General features: G+C 34.9%; 17 protein-coding genes. 8 read left to right on the plus strand and 9 right to left on the minus strand.

The window, feature by feature from the left end:
• The first annotated feature begins 5 nt into the window (after positions 1–5).
• The 3 genes from ACFSQS_RS02345 to ACFSQS_RS02355 are packed head-to-tail and all read left to right on the plus strand — an operon-like array spanning position 6 to position 2,183.
• Positions 6–662, plus strand: a complete 657-nt coding sequence (locus ACFSQS_RS02345) for a hypothetical protein (RefSeq protein WP_388013484.1) — start codon at positions 6–8, stop codon at positions 660–662.
• Between the two features lie 43 nt (positions 663–705).
• Positions 706–1,722, plus strand: a complete 1,017-nt coding sequence (locus ACFSQS_RS02350) for a hypothetical protein (protein ID WP_388013487.1) — start codon at positions 706–708, stop codon at positions 1,720–1,722.
• Between the two features lie 23 nt (positions 1,723–1,745).
• A complete protein-coding gene (locus tag ACFSQS_RS02355) occupies positions 1,746–2,183 on the plus strand; it encodes a hypothetical protein (RefSeq protein WP_388013490.1) in 438 nt (145 codons plus the stop codon).
• 61 nt (positions 2,184–2,244) lie between these two features.
• Here the strand turns inward: ACFSQS_RS02355 and ACFSQS_RS02360 are convergent, their stop codons facing one another.
• The 6 genes from ACFSQS_RS02360 to ACFSQS_RS02385 form a co-directional block, all read right to left on the minus strand.
• Positions 2,245–2,901: an alpha/beta hydrolase gene (locus tag ACFSQS_RS02360; protein ID WP_388013493.1), complete on the minus strand. Its 657-nt coding sequence runs from the start codon at positions 2,899–2,901 to the stop codon at positions 2,245–2,247.
• A gap of 84 nt (positions 2,902–2,985) precedes the next feature.
• On the minus strand, positions 2,986–3,318 hold the full coding sequence (locus ACFSQS_RS02365) for a hypothetical protein (protein ID WP_388013496.1): 333 nt from the start codon (positions 3,316–3,318) through the stop codon (positions 2,986–2,988).
• Position 3,319: 1 nt separating this feature from the next.
• Entirely contained in the window at positions 3,320–4,573 is a 1,254-nt protein-coding gene (locus tag ACFSQS_RS02370; RefSeq protein ID WP_388013499.1) for a dihydroorotase, read from the minus strand.
• The gene (locus ACFSQS_RS02375; RefSeq protein ID WP_388013502.1) at positions 4,570–6,507 is read right to left on the minus strand and encodes a BatA domain-containing protein; all 1,938 of its coding nucleotides are present in this window, start codon (positions 6,505–6,507) and stop codon (positions 4,570–4,572) included. The genes ACFSQS_RS02370 and ACFSQS_RS02375 overlap by 4 nt, the downstream gene beginning before the upstream one ends.
• A 180-nt stretch (positions 6,508–6,687) precedes the next feature.
• Positions 6,688–7,299, minus strand: coding sequence for a 3-keto-disaccharide hydrolase (locus tag ACFSQS_RS02380; RefSeq protein WP_388013505.1), 612 nt, complete (start codon positions 7,297–7,299; stop codon positions 6,688–6,690).
• A gap of 39 nt (positions 7,300–7,338) precedes the next feature.
• Positions 7,339–8,346, minus strand: coding sequence for a glycosyltransferase family 2 protein (locus ACFSQS_RS02385; RefSeq protein WP_388013508.1), 1,008 nt, complete (start codon positions 8,344–8,346; stop codon positions 7,339–7,341).
• A gap of 100 nt (positions 8,347–8,446) precedes the next feature.
• On the opposite strand from ACFSQS_RS02385, the gene ACFSQS_RS02390 reads away from it, so the two are divergent.
• Positions 8,447–10,339, plus strand: coding sequence for a M61 family metallopeptidase (locus tag ACFSQS_RS02390; protein WP_388013511.1), 1,893 nt, complete (start codon positions 8,447–8,449; stop codon positions 10,337–10,339).
• Positions 10,340–10,466: 127 nt separating this feature from the next.
• On the opposite strand, the gene ACFSQS_RS02395 is transcribed toward ACFSQS_RS02390, so the two are convergent.
• Complete coding sequence (locus ACFSQS_RS02395) at positions 10,467–11,231, minus strand: TIGR02757 family protein (protein WP_388013514.1); 765 nt, start codon at positions 11,229–11,231, stop codon at positions 10,467–10,469.
• A gap of 376 nt (positions 11,232–11,607) precedes the next feature.
• Here ACFSQS_RS02395 and ACFSQS_RS02400 point away from each other — a divergent pair, with 376 nt between their 5' ends.
• Complete coding sequence (locus ACFSQS_RS02400; protein WP_388013517.1) at positions 11,608–13,008, plus strand: Gfo/Idh/MocA family protein; 1,401 nt, start codon at positions 11,608–11,610, stop codon at positions 13,006–13,008.
• 79 nt (positions 13,009–13,087) lie between these two features.
• Here the strand turns inward: ACFSQS_RS02400 and ACFSQS_RS02405 are convergent, their stop codons facing one another.
• On the minus strand, positions 13,088–13,795 hold the full coding sequence (locus tag ACFSQS_RS02405; RefSeq protein ID WP_388013520.1) for a hypothetical protein: 708 nt from the start codon (positions 13,793–13,795) through the stop codon (positions 13,088–13,090).
• A 203-nt stretch (positions 13,796–13,998) separates the two neighbouring features.
• Here ACFSQS_RS02405 and ACFSQS_RS02410 point away from each other — a divergent pair, with 203 nt between their 5' ends.
• A complete protein-coding gene (locus tag ACFSQS_RS02410; protein WP_388013523.1) occupies positions 13,999–15,099 on the plus strand; it encodes a DUF3667 domain-containing protein in 1,101 nt (366 codons plus the stop codon).
• Between the two features lie 278 nt (positions 15,100–15,377).
• On the opposite strand, the gene uvrA is transcribed toward ACFSQS_RS02410, so the two are convergent.
• Positions 15,378–18,161 (minus strand): excinuclease ABC subunit UvrA, encoded by a 2,784-nt coding sequence (gene uvrA, locus ACFSQS_RS02415; RefSeq protein WP_388013526.1) that lies wholly within the window; start codon positions 18,159–18,161, stop codon positions 15,378–15,380.
• A 231-nt stretch (positions 18,162–18,392) separates the two neighbouring features.
• On the opposite strand from uvrA, the gene ACFSQS_RS02420 reads away from it, so the two are divergent.
• A complete protein-coding gene (locus ACFSQS_RS02420) occupies positions 18,393–18,977 on the plus strand; it encodes an RNA polymerase sigma factor (protein WP_388015100.1) in 585 nt (194 codons plus the stop codon).
• A 57-nt stretch (positions 18,978–19,034) separates the two neighbouring features.
• Positions 19,035–19,181 carry a hypothetical protein gene (locus ACFSQS_RS02425; RefSeq protein WP_388013529.1) on the plus strand — a complete coding sequence of 49 codons (147 nt, stop codon included), beginning with the start codon at positions 19,035–19,037 and terminating at the stop codon, positions 19,179–19,181.
• The last annotated feature ends 134 nt before the right edge of the window (positions 19,182–19,315 follow it).

The raw sequence follows: 19,315 nt of genomic DNA on the forward strand, positions 1-19,315 counted from the left end.
AAATCATGGAAAGCAAACCAAATTTTCCTTACAAAACATTAATCTGGGCCGTATTTGCAGCTTTGGGACTAATTATTTTCAGACCCGAACTTAAACTGTTAATAACCAATACCGAGGAACTTAGCCTTTTTGGTGTAGAAATAAAAGCGAGCGAAGAAAAAGCAAATAAACTGCAAGATTCTATCCGGAATTTTGAAACTACAATAGCCGATTTATCAAATCAATTAACCAATCAACAAAACAAAATAAACGATTTAGATAAGCTTAAATCGCAATTGGAAAAAGATTTGGAAAAGTGTCCGGAAGCCAAAGCGGCTTCAATGAAATTTAACGCACAAGTTTCTAGAATTTTTAATACTAATAAAGCCCTTCAAGTTAAATCAGATAAATTAGTAAACACCAGTATTTTAAATTCTGGCGTTATAAAAAACATAAGTTATACGGTAAAACTGATTGTGCCATCAAATATGGCAAACGCCAAAGTTTATGTAGATGGAAAACAAGCTAATATTATAAACAGATCAGGAATTTTTATAACCGTTAGAGTGGTGAAGAAAAATAGTAGTCACCGCTTTGAATTAAAAGATGGAACCAAACGTTGCGTTACCAATAAATTGATTACAAAAAATGCCATGGAATTGCCAATAGTGTGCGATTCTTAAATATGTTGCAACGATTTTTTAAATATTAATAATAGCCATAGATATGAAAAATAGCAGTGTGTTTTTTATTAAAAGACTTGGTATTATGCTATTTGTTTTAACACAATTAGTGGTTACTGTACAAGCTCAAAACAGTAAAACCAATGTGTATGTATGGGATTTTAAAACCAATCAAGAAACCATTAAAAAGTTTGCCGAAAAATTTACAGACGATTTTGAAACCGAACTCATAAAGTTAGATCAATACAGCGTTTTGCAGCGTAGAAACTATAATTTAGTTTTAGTGCACCGAAATATGGAAAACGAAATTTCCAATATTAAAAATCTGCCCGCAGAAACCCTTAACAAATTAACCACTATTAAAGCAAAAATGGTTGTTTTTGGTGAATTAATTGAAGATTCAGATAGCGGTGTTTATGAGGTTACCGTGTTTTTTCAAAATTTAAACAATGGTGAAATTCCAAAAAAGGAAAGTATCATTATAGAAAAAGCTTTAATTAAAAGCAATTCGCATCGAAAGCAATACATGAAAAATTTAATACATAAACTTCATGCTAAAGAAATGCTAGAGGCAAAAAATAAACAGTTTGGTTTTATTTCAAAAAAAATGGACACGTATTTTGTTAGGGTAAAGGATGTAAAAACGGCATTTGATGATATTATTAGTATTGCTTTAGAGCAGGAAGAATTTTTTAAAGAACTGGAAAACACTATTGATAATTACAACGAAATTTTTATCGATTTAAATGATAACAAGGAACAGTATCTGTTAGATTTTGAATCGGTTTTTGGTAAAGCCCATGGTAGGGATTTGGAGTCGGTTTATCATGGTATTTTGGAGGATATTCACAAAAAACACATCCTTAAACTTAACATGGTTAGAAAAAAAATATGGGATTACAGAAAAAATCAGAAAAACAAAAAAGAACGCGAAAGGATAAAGAAAGAAATCATAAGAAATTCAGAAAATTCAACTATTGGATTAAATACTGCCATTGATAAAGTTGAAGACGATAAAGACAAGCTTTTTTCGAAAATTAAAGAAGACTTGAGAGAATAATACCTAAACTAAAATTTACTGATATGCAAACGCTTAATCTAATTAAAAAATCTATTGTAATATCCTTTGCCAGCATAATTTTGGCCTGTGGTGCCGAAACCTTGGCTGCTATTGTTTTTATACCCGCTTTTGCAGCTACTTGGCCAGTTGTGGGTGTTAACGATTATAGTATCGATTTGCAACCAGACGCCAATAACAAAGGCGTGGAATTTGGTGTTTTTAATGGTGCAGAAATTAACAACCCGTCTGGTTTATACCAAGCAAACAATATGCTTTCGGGCAGTTTTAATGGCCTTAATATAGAATTTACTATTAAAAGAGTAAATATAAATAACGACTTAGATACGACTTTTGTGAAATTTACTGGTAAAATGACTCCTGTAAGCGATACCGATCATAACATTACAAAAATCGAATTAAATTCTTCATCTGATGGACAATTGGTTTTAGGATTTGATTAAAAAGAGGTTTATTTAAAACACACACTTATTGTTTTTTTTATGGTTTTAATTTGGAATAATCCTATATTCTATTACCCAACCATTCTTTAAACTCATAAAAATTCTGAGGGGCAACACCATGGCCAACAGGAAATTCAGAATATACATTTTTAATGTTTAAGGTATTTAAAAATGGCTGTGTTTGTCGTGCCCAATCTACCGGGATCACTTGGTCCACACTGCCATGAGAACAATAGAAATCCAAATTGGAATAGTCCTTTTTATCAATATCTTTAGGTAAAATATCTTTATTGATATAACCGCTCAAAGCCACAATGTTCTTTACTTTTTCGGGGTATGTTAGTGCTACGGCATAACTTAAAATAGAGCCTTGGCTAAATCCCAAAAGTGAAACATTGTTTTTATTTATGGGGTAATTATTTACAGCTTCGGTAATAAATTTAGCTATTAGTTCCAGTGATTTTTTGGCTTGTTCGTTATCGTTCCATTTTCCTTTATCGGCATCAAAATTAATGGCATACCACGCATTTCCATGCGGTTGTAAAGGGTATGGCGCTTTAACAGAAATAATAAAAAACTCTTCGGGCAACTCGTTTGCAAATGAAAATAAATCGTTCTCGTCGCTACCGTAACCGTGCAACATAATTATTAATGGTGCATTTTCTGTTAAATTAGATTCTCTGATAATATGTTGTAAAGAAAGTTTTGTGTTTTTCATTGTATTTTCATTTGCAAATCTTAAGATTTGACTCTTATATTCAGTTTATTAAGAATAAATTTTTAGAATTTTAAAACAGCTATTTTATTGCCCAATGCCTTTAAACCATTTTTGAAACAATTCGCCTAAAATTGGTACTGGCTGTATTTTACCGCCAATGGCACCAATTAGACCATAAATAAATAGTGCGCAAAAAAACAAGTAAAACCCCGTGCTGATGCCCCAATTATCAAAAGAACTGGCTACAAAACCCAGGAGGTGGAACATAATCCAAAGCCCAATAGATTGTCTTAAATGAAAACTGGTAAATGGGTTTTTTTTATCGTTATTTAAAAAATAGGCAATTATAATTCCCACTATGGCCAAATAGCTTACTACGGCTAAACCCTTGCCTTCGCTAACCTCTTGCTGTGTCATTTTAATAAATTGAAATTTTATTGTTCGAAATAATGCCGTAAGCCTTTCCTTTTAAAGTTTCGTTTTCAAAAATAGCGTTTTTAGATTTCGAGAGTATGTCTTTTTTTGTAAAGCTGTATTTTAAATTAGGATTAAATAATGTGATATTTAACGTGTTGCCAATAATAATTGGAGTTTGTTCCAGGCCAAATCTCGATTTTCCTTTTGTTAAAATATCAATGGTTTTTTTGGTTGTAAAGATGTTTTGCAAAGCCCCAAAAGCAGATTCGAGTCCAACGGTGCCATAGTTGGCATAATCGAATTCTATCTTTTTCTGTTCAATATCAATAGGGTTGTGGTCGCTGGTAACCATATCAATCGTGCCATCTTTTAAGCCTTCAATTAATGTTTCAACATCGTGCTGTGTGCGCAATGGTGGCAATACTTTAAAATGGGTGTTAAAATCGGTTAAAGCGTTATCTGTAAAATATAAATTATGGATGGCGACACTACAACTTACATCCAGTTTTTTCTGTTTTGCAGCCCTAATTAACTCTACCGACTTTGCAGTAGAAATGGTTGGTATGTGTAATTTACCACCCGTGTATTCCAACAAAAACAAATCGCGTACTATCTGTAATTCTTCGGCCAAATTTGGGTTTCCTCTTAAACCTAAACTAGTGCTTGTAATGTTCTCGTTCATTACACCGTGTCCTGAAATTTTGTTTTCCTGCGGAAACGAGCACACCAAACCATTAAAATTACTGGCGTATTGCAGCGCGATTTTCATGAGGTTAGGGTTGGAGATCGATTTTTTGTAATCGTAAAATGCTACCGATCCGGCAGTTTTCATATCGAATAATTCGGCTAAATCTTCACCTTTGCTATTTACGGTAAGCGCACCAACGGGCAATACGGTTACGGCGTTGTTTGCCGATTTGGAGTTTACAAAGGTAATATCGGAATTTGTGTCTGTTACAGGATTGGTGTTGGCCTGCAAAGCAACGGCAGTAAAGCCAGATGCCGCAGCAGTTTTAAGTCCGTTTGCAATGGTTTCGCGTTCTTCAAAACCTGGTTCGCCAAAACACACGCTGCTATCAAACCAACCTTGAGAAATATGCAGATTGTCTAATATAATCTCGCGATAGTTTTTTGGGTTTTTTAGGGAGTTTCCAATTTTTGAAATTACACCGTTTTCAATTAATAGGTCTTGAGTGGTGTTGTGAAACTCGCTTTTGGAATCAATAATAGTAGCCGATTTTATAAGGATGTTCATTTAAAATATTTTAAGATGAGCATTTCAATAAGCAATAATGCCAGTGCAAAAATAACAAACCATTTCCACAGCGCATTGATTTTTGTATCACTTTTTATGGTGTAGAAGATTTCTGAAATAGAATCGCTTAGGCTTGCGCCTGTTATGTTGGAAAAATTCGTGTAAACCAAATCGCTCTCATTTCTGTTGTAGTTATAGCTTATGTTGGTTATGGTTTCAGCTTTTTTTTTAATGGCATAGGTGCCTGCTATAGATGGGTTGTTGGAGGTGTATATTACAACTTTATTGTTGAAATTTTGTTGTTTAGGAATCATGTTTACATCATTGTTTTCCATAGATAAAATATCATCTTGCTGCAATTGGGTATCGACATCAAAACTGTTTTCTTCGCCAATGGTGTAATACAATTGCGGGATTTTAAAACTTAATTTTGCGATATTATAAAGCGTGGGCACTATTAATGGCGAATTTTTAAAATTTGAATTAGCGCTACTTAAAGCCGAAGTAAATATAAATGTATTTTGATTTTGATATAAAAACGCTTTGTCATCTTCAAAACTCAAAACTTTTGATGCACCATTTGAAACCACATTGTAAAAGCTATTTACTTTTGGGTATTGGAAGTTGCGCACCTGTTTTTCAAACACGCCGTTGCTGTACAGAGGATGCGAATAGTTTATCGTTGTAATGCGTTTTTTGGTTGTAATTAGATCGTTAAAGGACGTTGCATAATTAACAAGAAGTGTATTGTAAGATGATTTTGCAATGTCTTTTGAAGGTATTACAACCAAGAAGCCTCCGTTGTTTTCAAATGCCTTTAAAGCTGAAATTAAGGCGTTTGGTATTGTGCTTAATTCATTCAATATAATAAGATGCTGATTATCTAAACCATTATAATTTAATTGATTTGTTGAAGTTGATGTATAATTAAATTCAGCAGCATTGTAAATACGTTTTAAAAACGAATCGTCACTTTCGTTAATCGATAAAACATTAATTCTCGAGCTATTGCTGATGTTGAAAAACAAACTGTTGTCAAATTGCAAATGGGCATCGTTAATGGTTATTTTTCCATTAATAATCTTATTGGCAGGAAGCGAAAAAACAGTGCTTGCTTTATTGCTAATTTCTACCGAGGTTTTGGCAATTAACCTGTTGTTGTTAAATAAAGATACCGGTACGTTATCGATACCGTTACCACTTTGTTTTAATTGCACGGTAAGTTCAATATCTGTTGGAGACGTGTTAGAAATATAGGCGCTATCTAGAGCAATGTTGTTGATGTTTACGGGCTTTAGTTTTACAAGATGTAAGTTCGATAAGGTGTCTGTGGTTATGCTTGTACTGTTATTATTAATTTGAAAATCAGATATTAAAACTGTATTTTTTAAAGTATTTGTTGAAATGTTTGTTGAATGGTTGTAGAAGGTATTGCTTTTTAGCAATACAGCTTGTACGCTTAAAGTATTGGGCGAGTAATTTAATTGCAGTAACTCGTTTTTTATGCTTTTAATGGTAGTGTTATTAAAAACAGAATTGTTTGTAAATAATGTGATGTTTTCGTTTTCCGGGATGCTATTTATTAGGTCTTGAACGGCTCGTTTTAATAACCCACCATTACTACCTTTAGCTTGCATACTAAACGAATTATCTAAATAAATAACGGTTTCTTTTTTTGCGTTTAATACATTGGTTTTTGTGGTAAATGGTTGCGCAAATGCAAATACAATGGCAGCCAATAACAACAGTCTTGTGCACAGAACAAGCCATTTTTTTATTTTCGAACTCTTACGCGTTTTAAGTGTAGCTTCTTTTAAGAATGCTACATTAGTAAAGGCTGTTTTTTTAAATTTCCTGAGTTGAAATAAATGAACAATTATAGGAATAAGCAGTAATAATAATGCGTAAAGAATTTCGGGGTGTTTAAACTGCATTGCTTTTTTAGATTGAACAAATATAGAAAATGCAAATTAATTTTTAAGCGTTTACTATTAGCAAACAAAGATACCGAGCTTTGGTATAACAGCAAAATTGTGCAGACCTGTTAGGCTTTTGTCCCGAAGCGTTGGGACTAACAGGTCTTGTTTAACAAATTTATATAAAAGCTTGGTGCTTTATAAAGGTTTTAATTTAAGTTTTCGCCATTTAATTAAAATACCACCGCCACTGTGAATTTGCAATGCAATGCTTCCTTTGCCAGCGCCAATTTTTTCATCATCTATAGTTACCATTTGCACGCCATTTAACCACGATGTTATTTTGCCGTTAATAGCTCTAATTTTTAATGTATTCCATTTTCCGGGTTTTAAAACAGATTCTTTTTCCGGATCAGGTTTTATAAGCCAACCACGACCATAAGATTCGTAAATGCCGCCGGTGTGTAAATTTGGTGGAGCAACTTCTACTTGCCATCCGCTAACTTTTACACCTTCAATAGTCGAGCGAATAAAAACACCGCTGTTCCCGTTATTGGTTTCTTGTTTAAATTGTAGGGATAGCTCAAAGTTTTTATAATGTTTATCGGTTGCCAAATAACCATATTCTTTGTCCGGGCCACTTTCAGATATTAAAAGACCGTCTTTTACATACCATTTTTCGGTGCCGTATATAGTCCAGCCACTTAGGTCTTTTCCGTTAAAGAGTGAGATTTTTTTCTGAGCTGTAATACTATGACTAGTAAAAAATAACGCAAAAAGTAATATTGCTGCAATTGGTTTTAAATACATAATTGTTGATTTTTTTAAGCAAGTGAATATAAGAATTTGTTAGCAAAAGAAGAAGAAATCTTTTGTGTTAACCATATTAATTGATTTTAAATAAGAATATATTTCTTTTTGAGCACTTCTATTAGCCACAGTTATAATGCTTTGTGCGGTGTTAATCGTTTTTAAAAAAGAAAATGGTTGTAATGTTTTTCCGTAAATGTCGCGACCAATTTTTTTAGGATTATCGCAAATCCACTCAAAAGACATATCTTTTTCAATCAGTTTTTTTGCAATAAGCTTTCCTTTTTTGCCCGCGCCCCAAACCACAAGTGTTTTATTGGGGCTGTAATCCAATTCCAAAAAATATTTGAGCTTTAAATCCAAAAAATGATTTTCGGCATAATGTGCGTGTGTTCTTGAGGTTCTCGAACTGTAATCGCGCCAATTGTGAATCACTTCATCACAGGGGATACACTTGTAATGGTTCTTGTAAAATCTAAATGCTAAATCGTAATCCTCTGGATAAATACTCGGGTTAAAAGCATCACAAGCTATTAAATCTTTTCTGTAAACCATCCAACAAGGCGAGGGGATAGCACATTCTTTATAAATTTCAGAGTAATTATTGCCCGTTTTTGTTAAGTTGTTCAACCAAATTTCATAACTTTTATAACCATCTTTTATCCCATCTTCTGAAAAATAATTAACCTGCCCAATGGCAACATGCTGTTTTCCGTAGGTTAAAAGCTTATTTGCCAATACCTCTAATTTGTTTGGTTGCATTACATCGTCGCTGTCCATTCTGGTAATCAATTCGCCTTTGCTGTTTATAAAAGCCAGTTTTAATGCATCAATAATACCTTTTCCGGGATTCTTTAAAAGGATAATCCTACTATCTTTTTTAGCAAATTCTTCAACTAATTTATAGCTCGAATCTGTCGAATTATCATCAACAATCAATAACTCCCAATTCGTATAGTTTTGTTTTATAATAGAGTTTAGGCAATCTTCTAAAAAAGCCTCGGTATTTTTAAAAGGCGTTAATATGCTAATTAGCGGTTTTTGCATGCTGCTAAAATACACAATTCATCTTTTAACAGAATCTTAAGAGCAGACATGGTAACATAATGGTATTTTCGGCATCGATTTATAACAATATAAAATAGATATGAAAACAAGAATGTTAATCGCCTTATTTACAGGTGTTTTATTGGCAAGTTGTAGCGCAACAAAACAAACTGTTAACGATTTAGCAATAAGTTTGCCCATTGAAACGGCAATACATTTAGACAAAGTAGAAAACGATAAAGCCCCGGTTACCATTAACCCCGGCCGTTTTACTATTGAAACGGTAACGTACCGATTGCCAAAAGTGGTACAGGGCACTTATTCTGTAAGCGATTTTGGTAAATATATAGACAGTTTTAAAGCCTATGATTACCAAGGAAACGAAATGGCTGTAACAAAAACCGATACCAATTCTTGGACGATTACAAATGCAACACAACTTGATAAGATTACGTATTTGGTTAATGACACTTTTGATATTGAAAAAGAAGGAGGCATTGGTAAAGACACACCGTTTTCGCCAGCAGGCACCAATATAGAACCAGAAAATTACGTATTGAATTTACACGGGTTTATAGGATATTTCGATTCGTTAAAAAACAATCAATACAAATTAGAAGTAACGGCACCAACCGATTTTTTACGTACTTCGGCATTACAAAAAATGGGGTCTCGATTAAGCGAAGACGGTAAAAATACAACTACCAGCTATTTTGCCCCACGGTATTTTGATATTACCGATAACCCCATGATGTATGGCAACATGGACGTTGAAGAGTTTATGGTAGGCGATATTAAAATTGTACTAAGTGTGTATTCTCCCAATAAAATACATTCGGCTAAATCGTTAAAAGAAACCATTCTTAAAATGATGCAAGCCCAAAAAGCCTATTTAGGCGATATTGATACCACAGCACGATACGATATTTATTTGTATCTGTCTGACGGGGAAGAAACTTCGCCAAAGGGTTTCGGGGCCTTAGAGCACCACACGTCAACCGTAGTGGTTATGCCAGAAAACATGCCTAAAGAAGCCCTCGAAGAAGGTATGGTAGATGTGGTGTCGCACGAGTTTTTCCATATTGTAACACCGTTAAGCGTACACTCTGAAGATGTGCATTATTTTGATTATAACAACCCAACTTTTTCTAAGCATTTGTGGATGTACGAAGGGGTAACCGAATATTTTGCATCATTATTTCAAATTAGCGAAGGTCTGGTTAACGAGACTTCTTTTTACAATAAAATGATGGGTAAAATACAGGCGGCTTCGCAAATGGACGATGCCATGAGTTTTACCATTATGAGCGAAAACGTCCTAAAAGCCCCATACAAAGACCAATATTTAAACGTGTACCATAAAGGCGCTTTAATTGGAATGTGCATAGATATTTTAATGCGCGAAGAAAGTAATGGCAACAGGGGTATTTTATCTTTAATGAAGGAACTGTCTAACAAATACGGAAAAAACAAACCTTTTGAAGACGACAAATTAATTGATGAAATCGTAGCGATGACTTACCCCTCGTTACGTGAGTTTTTCGACGACCACGTTATAGGCGATATACCCATTAACTACAACAACTTTTTTGAAAAAGTAGGACTCGAAATTGGAGAAGGAAAAGTAGAGACCAATTACATATTAATGGATGGTGCGCCAATTGTTAGTGGAAACCCGCAACAAGGCACCATATTTTTTACAGAAATGGTAGCAGAAAACAGCTTTTGGGCAGACAACGGCGCCCAGCCAAACGACGTTATAAAATCTATAAATGGAACCGTTCTAACTATGCAAAATGCAAACAATGTGTTGCAAAGTGTTTTTTCTTGGAAACCCGATATGGATGTTGAAGTGGTATTAATCAGAGCAGGAGAAGAGGTAATAATAAAAACCAAAACCACAAAAACCTACACCACCGGAACCGGTATTTTTGAAAAAGAAGATGCTACCCTTGCCCAAAAAAGTTTGCGAGATGCTTGGTTAAAAGGTTAAAGTTTTTTTAGGTTAAGTATATTTAAATCCTATTGAGTATAACGATTGATGAACAGTTGGTTTGTCAATCGTATTGTTTTTTGCATGGCGCATCAACACAAAAAGAGCTTCAAGCTCTGGCGAAAATTTAAAACCCCTCAAAAACACCCAGGCCAAATAAGGCAAAATCGTATTTTACCGGGTCTTTGGGGTCAAGTTTGCGTAAATTGGTATCTAACTCTAAAAGTGCTTTTGCATCATTTTGTTTTCTATTCAGCAACCCCAGTTTTCTTGCTACATTGCCACTATGCACATCCAAAGGGCAAGAGAGTTGAGTTGGGGAAACACTATTCCAAATACCAAAATCTACACCAGCACTATCGTTTCTTACCATCCAGCGCAAAAACATGTTAATACGTTTTGCTGCCGAATTTTTCAGCGGATCGCTTACATGTTTTTTGGTACGCTGTAAATGTTCAATTTCAAAAAAAACAGACTTAAAATTTGAAATAGATTTTTGAAGTGAATTGGTTTCGGCATGTTTTGCAAACACAGATTCCAAACCAGAGTGGTTTAAATAAATGTGCCTAAGGCACTTTATAAACTGTGCACAATCGTCTCCGTTAAAGGTGCGGTGTACAAAGGGCAGTAATTTGTCTAAATCTGTTTGGCTATGGTTTAAAACAAAATCGTACGGCGCATTATCCAATAACTCCATCAAACGATTTGCATTGTTGATAATGCTTTTGCGGTTTCCCCAAGCTATGGTAGACGTTAAAAAACCAGCTATTTCAATATCTTCTTTGTTATCGAATTTATGCGGTATTTTTATGGGGTCGGTTTCAATAAACTTTGGGTTGTTGTATTGGTTGACTTTAGCATCCAGAAATTCTTTAAGTGCAGCTTTTTTCAAATTGTAGTTTTTAAATGGTAAAAATAAGTATTTTCAAGTGGTCTATAAATTATAACTTTAAAACAAACTTTGTATATTTGGGCTTTGCCAAAGCTTTACTTGGTATATTGCGACAGTGTTTTTTTAAGTATTTGGTGTAATGGTTAATCATGGTATTTCAATGTTTCAATCAGTAACATTGCCAATTTACGGTTCATAGAAAAATAAGTCCCAAGGTTTTTTAGTTTAACGAGGTGTTGCTATTGCAAATCCTTTAGGGCAACTATTACAAATCCCTATTGGTAAATGTCAAAAAAGTATTTGCAGGAAATTGAAAAAATTAACTATTTTTCAAAATTCATTATAAAAAAAAATTAAACATTTAAATATTATATAAATGAATAAATTTGATCGAAGAAGTTTTATAAAAAAAACATCACTTTCTGGTGTAGCACTAGGCTTAGGAAGCATGTTGCCATCTTATGCCACCAATAACCCTTTTTTTGAAGACGTTAGCAAATACATGGGCGGATTTGCCGCGCCTAAATTAAATAAAGTACGTATTGCGCTAATTGGTGTTGGTGCACGTGGCAGCGGACATGCCACTCAGCTGGCGACTATCGAAGGCACAGAAATTGTTGCTATTAGCGATTTGTACGAAGATTGGGCCAATAGATCTGCCGATAAATGTAAAGCTATAGGCAAAGGTTCGCGGCATAAAAACATAGCGGTTTACCATGGTGGAGAAGATAAATGGAGAACCATGCTGGACCAAGTAAAACCAGACGCGGTATTTATTTCCACTAATTGGAAAAACCATGCACCAATGGCCATTGAGTCCATGAAAAAAGGTGCTCATGCTTTTGTTGAAGTGCCTATGGCGTTAACTTTAGAAGAAATGTGGGATATTGTATTTACATCAGAGCAAACCCAAAAACACTGCATGATGTTAGAAAATGTGAACTACGGAAGAGATGAGCTTTTGTATTTAAACATGTGCAGGCAAGGTGTTATTGGCGATATTTTACATGGCGAAGCATCTTATATACACGAACTAAGATTCCAAATGGAAGAGCAGGAAAGAGGCACAGGATCTTGGAGAACACCGCATTATGCTAAAAGAAACGGAAACCTATATCCAACGCACGGTCTAGGGCCAGTAGCACAATATATGAATTTGGCCAGAGGCGAAGATAATTTTAACAGCTTGGTTTCGTTTTCCACGCCAGCGTTGGGCAGAAAAGCCTATGCTAAGAAAAATTATGCCGAAGACCATAAATGGAATAAGCTCGATTATAAAGGTGGCGACATGAATACGTCTATTATTAAAACCACTTTGGGCAGAACCATAATGGTACAATGGGACGAAACCAGCCCGCGACCCTATTCCCGCCATAATTTGGTGCAGGGCACAAAAGGTACTTTAGCCGGCTTCCCAACACGAGTTGCTTTAGAAGGCGGTGTAGAAGGCGTTACAAAAGACCACCACAGATGGGCTCAAGGTGAGCAATTGGAAAAGATATATGAAAAATACGAGCATCCTTTATACAAGCGTGTAGGTGCGCTAGCCAGAAAAATGGGTGGCCACGGCGGTATGGATTTTATGATGCTTTTCAGGATTGTTGAATGCTTGCGCAACGGCGAACCTTTAGATCAAAATGTTTACGAGGGTTGCCATTGGAGCGCTGTTACGCCGCTAAGCGAAAGATCGGTAGAACAAGGTGGTGCACCACAAGCTTTCCCAGATTTTACAAGAGGTAAATGGAAAACTACTGAGCCATTAGCAATTTTGAAATAGTTTATCTTAAAGCTTAATTAAAAATCCCCTTAAACATTTTAGTTAAAGGGGATTTTTTTTTTGAGGGCAAAAAAAGGGGTTAATATTTGTTCTTTTTATTCTTTTTTACTTTACCATTCTGTTTGTAATAGTAATGATTGTCGTCATCATAAACATTATCATCGTACCAATCGTAGTCATCGCCATAATCATTATCTCTGTGGTTATGGTTCGTATTACAAGCGCTAATACCACAAATATTACAGCTGTAGCTATAACGGTTTACTTGTCCGTGGGTATAAACAATTTCTCCCCAAGGGTTATATTTAACTTTTAAACCACCAACTTGGGTTAAAGTGCCGTTACGCTTGTAGTTTATATAAATGGAACCAACACGTTTAAGTTTTCCGCGCCTGTCGTAATTTAAAAACAGATTACCAATTCGCCTTACTTTGCCATTTCTGTCATGCGAGATTAAAACACCTCTGTTTCTATATCTTTTAGATGAATATTTAACACGTTTCCCAGGTGCACCATAAGTATTGTTTGTGTTACGTCTTTTAGAAGCCCGTTTTTTATAATACGAATCGTTATTAAACCTGTTTTCGAAATTGGTATTAAAATCGAAGCTTCCGTCTGGGAAAACCAAAAACTCGACACCGCGCTCAATAAACATAATAGGTTGTGCGTAACGGTAGCGTTTTGTTTTATCTAATTTGGTTTTTTGGTCTTGGTGGTTTAGCTCTGTTGCCGATGCGGATGTTAATCCTATTAACAAGCCTGCAAATACTAGTAAAGATCTTTTCATAATCAGTATAGGATTTTAATTAATAATTCCGAAATTTTTTAACTCCCCGTTACTATCGAGGGGCTTTTAGCTTTTCGGCTTACGCTATTGTTTTGTAGTTTTCAATTAATGTGCCAAAAATGTAAGTATTTAATTGCTAAGATTTTACGTTTGTTAATTTTGTGGTTACTTTTTTTTACTTTTATAGAAGCCAATCATTTTAAATGAAAAAACAATACGAAACCTGTAAAAATTGCGAAGAAAATTTTGAAGAAGACTTTAGGTTTTGTCCGCATTGCGGGCAAAAAGCAAAAGACGAGCTTACTCTTGGCGTTTTGTTTTATAACACAATAAGCAACTATTTTTCGTTTGATGCGCGCTTTTTTAAAAGCTTTTTTCCGCTTTTGTTTAAACCGGGGTATTTAGCAAGTAAGTTTATTGAAGGTAAACGCTTGTTGTATTTGCATCCGGCACAAATGTATTTGTTTATTGCTGTGGTGTTTTTCTTTTTGTTTTCATTTATCCAAAAAAGTCAAATTCAAACACTTGATGAAAATCTTGCTAAAACACTTAAAAAAGAAAATAAAATTGATAAGATAGAAGATGAACATGTTAGAGATTCTATAAAAGCTGTTCAATTAGCAAAACAGAAAGTAGAAGATTCTTTAGCGCGTGCTGAACTCCGTAAGACTTTGAAGGATAATAAATTTATTCATGGTTTTTCTGAAGAACAAATGGATTCTCTTGTAAATGCTGAAGATTTTAGAAACAATGGGATGGTTAATTTTGACTTTAATACAAAATCTATTGATTCTTTAATAGCCTTGGGTGCGCCGGATAATGAGCTTTACGAAGCCATGGGAATGCCCAGTGATGCCGGTTTTTTTAAAAGGAAATTATATAAGCAAGTGCTAAAGTTTTATAAATCAAGAAAAGGAGGTAGCATTTTGCAAACCTTTTATGATACGATTCCTATCGCCATGTTTTTTTTATTGCCAATATTCGCGCTAATTCTTAAAATTTTATATAGAAAACATGGCTTGTATGCTCACCACTTGGTATTTAGCTTTTATTTTTTTTCGTTTTTATTTACTGTTTTTAGTATAATTATTGGGGCTAACTTTATTGTAAATATTCCAGACTGGATAGATTGGTTGGTTGCGTTTTCTACATTTATATATTTATACTTGGCACTAAAGCGCTTTTATAATCAAGCTAAGTTTAAAACATTTTTTAAAGCTAGTTTGTCGTCGTTTTTGTTTTTATTATTCGTGGCGCCATTAACTGTTGTTATTTTAGGCATCTTTGCTTTTATGTTTTATTGATTTTTTTTCGCGCAAAGACGCTAAGGCACAAAGTTTTTTAACGTTTAAGTAATAGCTTGTTAAAAATAGAATAACTTTCAGCTTAAAAACATAAGCTAGCAAGTAAGCGCGTTAGGGATTGAAACGGCATCCTTTTTAAAACTTGCGTGTAATAAAGATTGGGGAAACTTAAATTTTGCAGATTGCCACGTCCTTTGTCCTCGCAATGACTTTTTTAAAAAGATATAGTGTAAAGCCCGACCCCTTTTTGGGGTAACGCCCAAAAAATTGTGTTGTTATTAAAGCTTCTCTTTTAAATACTTGCCCGTTTCTGAAGCTTTAATTTTTACAATGGCTTCGGGTGTTCCGGTAGCAACCAAGTTTCCACCAGTTTCGCCACCTTTTGGGCCCAAATCGATAATGTAATCGGCACATTTAATAAGTTCTAAATTGTGCTCAACAACAATGATGGAGTGGTCTTTTTCAATTAAGGCATTAAACGATTTTAAAAGTTTTTGGATATCGTGAAAATGCAAACCTGTTGTTGGCTCGTCGAAAATAAAAAGTGCTTTTTCCTTTGTGTTTCCCTTGCCTAAAAACGAAGCGAGTTTAATACGCTGCGCTTCGCCACCGGAAAGGGTGGAAGAGCTTTGGCCTAAAGTTACGTAGCCTAGGCCTACATCTTGCAATGGTTGTAGCTTGTTTTTTATTTTTGTTTGCGCATTAGCATCAAAAAATGCAACGGCATCATCAATGGTTAGGTTTAAAATATCATCTATGTTTTTATTGGCAAATGTAACCTCAAGCACTTCTTTTTTAAAGCGTTTTCCTTTACAGGTTTCGCATTGCAGGTGCACATCGGCCATAAATTGCATTTCAATGGTTACTTCACCTTCGCCCTTGCAAGTCTCACAGCGTCCGCCATCTACGTTAAACGAAAAGTGTTTGGGCTGATAGTTTCTAATATTGCTTAGTTTCTGTTTTGAAAATAAGGCACGAATATCGTCGTAAGCTTTAATATAGGTTACTGGGTTGGAGCGTGAGGAGCGTCCTATTGGATTTTGATCGACAAACTCAATATGGTTTATGTTACCAAAATTACCTTCTAAAGCTGAAAACTGCTCGGGTTTATCGCTAAAATCGGTTAGTTTTTTTTGTAAAGCGGGGTATAAAACCTTTTTAACAAGTGTACTTTTTCCGCTACCGGAAACACCTGTAATAACGGTTAGCATACCTAATGGAAAACGAACGTCGATATTTTTTAAGTTGTTTTCGCGAGCTCCAATAATATCTACATAATATTTAGAGGTTCTGCGTGTTTTAGGGATTTCAATTTTTAGGGTATCATTCAGGTATTGAGCCGTTAAGGAGTTCGAATTTAAAATATCGGCATAAGTGCCATGAGCCACCACATGGCCACCAAAAGTTCCTGCTTCTGGACCTATGTCTATAATGTTATCGGCGGCCAACATAATATCTTCGTCGTGCTCTACAACAATTACGGTGTTGCCTAAATTGCGCAGTTGCTTTAAAACCAGTATTAGGCGTTCGGTGTCTTTTGGATGAAGGCCAATACTGGGTTCGTCTAAAATATACATCGAGCCTACCAAACTGCTGCCTAACGATGTGGCGAGATTAATACGCTGGCTTTCGCCACCAGAAAGCGTGTTAGATTTTCTGTTTAAAGTCAAGTAATCCAGACCAACATTCGCAAGAAATAAAAGCCTATTGTTAATTTCTGCTAAGAGCCTGCTTGCTATGGTTTTGTCGTGTTTGTTTAAATCTAATTGTTTAAAGAAAATTGCCAATTTATCTAAAGGCATTTCAACTAAATCTGTAATGGTTGCGCCTGCTATTTTTACGTAATTGGCTTCAATTCGCAAGCGTTTACCGTTGCAGGTTTTGCATTTTGTTTTTCCGCGGTAACGCGACAGCATCACGCGGTTTTGGATTTTATAGGCCTTGGATTCCAGTTCGGCAAAAAAAGCATTTAATCCTTCAAAATGTTTATTGCCCGTCCAAATAAGTTCTTTTTGAGCTTCACTTAACTCGAAATACGGTTTGTGGATCGGGAAATCGAATTTATGCGAATTGTTTACCAATTGGTCTCTGTACCAGCTCATGCTTTCTCCGCGCCACGGAAAAATGGCATTTTCGAAAATAGATAATCCGGTGTTGGGGATTACCAAATCGTCGTCAATCCCAATAATATCACCATAACCTTCACATTGCGGGCAGGCGCCGTAAGGGTTGTTAAAACTGAATAAATGCACATTGGGTTCTAAAAAAGTAATGCCATCCAATTCAAAAGTGTTGCTAAATTCGCGTTGTTTATTCTTAGAAAGTGTCTCAACAATGCAGGTGCCTTTGCCTTCAAAAAAAGCGGTTTGTGTGGCATCGGCCAATCGATTAAAAAAATCTTCATCGTCCCGTACTATAATCCTATCAACAACTAAAAAAATGTCTTTTTCATCTAAAATAGCCGTTGCTTCATCAATTCTAATAACTGCATTATTAACCTTAATTCTGGCATAACCTTGTTGGTTTAATGCTTTGAGTTTATCGCTCAGCGTGCGACCCTCTTCCAAGTGGATAGGAGCGAGGAGCAATAGTTTTTCGCCTTCGGGAAATGTTTTTAAATAATTTAAAACATCGGTAACTGTATCCTTTTTTACTTGGTTTCCAGAAACTGGCGAATAGGTTTTGCCTATTCTGGCGAACAACAGTTTTAAGTAATCGTAAATTTCGGTTGTTGTTCCAACGGTTGATCGCGGATTGGTTGAGTTTACTTTCTGCTCAATAGCAATGGCCGGGGCGATACCTTTTATGTAATCTACTTTTGGCTTGTTTAGCCTGCCCAAAAACTGGCGGGCGTAACTCGATAAGCTTTCTACGTAGCGCCGTTGCCCTTCGGCATAAAGCGTATCGAAAGCCAAACTGGATTTTCCGGAACCCGATAACCCAGTAACAACCACTAATTTGTTTCTTGGTATAACAACATCGATATTTTTTAAGTTATGCAATTTTGCACCTTTGATAATGATGTTGTTTTTTGGGTTTATTTGCGAAATATTAGTAATCATAGGCTTTTTAAAGGAATAATTTTGCAAAGATACTATAAGTAAATCAGCTTAAAAAATGGATTATTGTTTATTGGATTGTTAAAAAAACAGATTTTTTTTTGTTTTTTAGGAACGATTGTTGTTATATTTGATTTATCAATTAAAACAATTCTAGCCTATAGCATACTATTACTTTAAAAAAATTAACCCCAAGCAATGAGGTTTTTACCTCTACGCATTAAAGTAATGATTATGCAATACGAACTTATTTCTGATGCTAATTTAGTTAGCAACTATATTAAAGGTGAAGAAAGTGCTTTAGAAACTCTTATTACTAGGCACAAGCAAAAAATCTATAGTTTTATTTATTCTAAAGTTTATGATAGGGATGTTGCTGAAGACATTTTTCAGGACACTTTTATTAAAGTTATCCGTACGCTTAAACGTGGGGCTTACAACGAAGAAGGTAAGTTTTTGCCATGGGTAATGCGTATTTCACATAATTTAGTTATTGATTTTTTTAGAAAGAACAACCGTATGCCAAAATTTGATAATAGTGGCGATTTTAGTATTTTTTCTGTACTGAGCGACACGAGCCTAAATGCCGAAAAATCTATAATAAAAGAGCAGGTAGAACACGATGTAAGGCGTTTGGTTGAAGAGTTGCCCGAAGACCAAAAAGAAGTGCTCATGATGCGCATTTACAACGATATGAGTTTTAAGGAAATCTCTGAGCGTACCGGTGTTAGCATTAATACCGCTTTAGGGCGCATGCGCTATGCATTGATTAATTTAAGGAAGATAATAGATAAGCATAACATAGTTTTAACAAACTAGTACAATAAAGTAAGTTTTGTTGCGTTAATAGGGTTAAATAATCTATAAATTAATAAAATGGCAAAACTTTACCCTGAAAATTCTATTGAAAATTTAAACGATCTAAAACCGCGGGAAGAAACGGTTAATTTTCTTCTAAATTATTCCAAGGCTTTAAGTGTTATAAATTATAATAAAATGAAGTTTGAAGCACTTCTAAATTAAGTTTAATGGGAAAGTCCTGATCTTTTTTTAAAATCAGGACTTTTTTTGTTGTTATATCCTTGTTTGCTAAGACCTGTCAGGTTTTAACCTGACAGGTCTTGATGTTATTAGACGTGCTAGAAATAATACAAATG

It is taken from the genome of Gelatiniphilus marinus, assembly GCF_042684345.1.
Taxonomy (GTDB): Bacteria; Bacteroidota; Bacteroidia; order Flavobacteriales; family Flavobacteriaceae; genus Gelatiniphilus; species Gelatiniphilus marinus.

Bases quoted from the DNA above. Each gene is read 5' to 3' on its own strand.
- ACFSQS_RS02360 (WP_388013493.1), bottom strand. From the start codon at position 2,901: ATGAAAAACACAAAACTTTCTTTACAACATATTATCAGAGAATCTAAT.
- ACFSQS_RS02405 (WP_388013520.1), bottom strand. From the start codon at position 13,795: ATGAAAAGATCTTTACTAGTATTTGCAGGCTTGTTAATAGGATTAACA.
- ACFSQS_RS02400 (WP_388013517.1), top strand. From the start codon at position 11,608: ATGAATAAATTTGATCGAAGAAGTTTTATAAAAAAAACATCACTTTCT.
- ACFSQS_RS02350 (WP_388013487.1), top strand. From the start codon at position 706: ATGAAAAATAGCAGTGTGTTTTTTATTAAAAGACTTGGTATTATGCTA.
- ACFSQS_RS02390 (WP_388013511.1), top strand. From the start codon at position 8,447: ATGAAAACAAGAATGTTAATCGCCTTATTTACAGGTGTTTTATTGGCA.
- ACFSQS_RS02420 (WP_388015100.1), top strand. From the start codon at position 18,393: ATGCAATACGAACTTATTTCTGATGCTAATTTAGTTAGCAACTATATT.
- ACFSQS_RS02365 (WP_388013496.1), bottom strand. From the start codon at position 3,318: ATGACACAGCAAGAGGTTAGCGAAGGCAAGGGTTTAGCCGTAGTAAGC.
- ACFSQS_RS02410 (WP_388013523.1), top strand. From the start codon at position 13,999: ATGAAAAAACAATACGAAACCTGTAAAAATTGCGAAGAAAATTTTGAA.
- ACFSQS_RS02355 (WP_388013490.1), top strand. From the start codon at position 1,746: ATGCAAACGCTTAATCTAATTAAAAAATCTATTGTAATATCCTTTGCC.
- ACFSQS_RS02370 (WP_388013499.1), bottom strand. From the start codon at position 4,573: ATGAACATCCTTATAAAATCGGCTACTATTATTGATTCCAAAAGCGAG.
- uvrA (WP_388013526.1), bottom strand. From the start codon at position 18,161: ATGATTACTAATATTTCGCAAATAAACCCAAAAAACAACATCATTATC.
- ACFSQS_RS02425 (WP_388013529.1), top strand. From the start codon at position 19,035: ATGGCAAAACTTTACCCTGAAAATTCTATTGAAAATTTAAACGATCTA.
- ACFSQS_RS02375 (WP_388013502.1), bottom strand. From the start codon at position 6,507: ATGCAGTTTAAACACCCCGAAATTCTTTACGCATTATTATTACTGCTT.
- ACFSQS_RS02380 (WP_388013505.1), bottom strand. From the start codon at position 7,299: ATGTATTTAAAACCAATTGCAGCAATATTACTTTTTGCGTTATTTTTT.
- ACFSQS_RS02345 (WP_388013484.1), top strand. From the start codon at position 6: ATGGAAAGCAAACCAAATTTTCCTTACAAAACATTAATCTGGGCCGTA.
- ACFSQS_RS02385 (WP_388013508.1), bottom strand. From the start codon at position 8,346: ATGCAAAAACCGCTAATTAGCATATTAACGCCTTTTAAAAATACCGAG.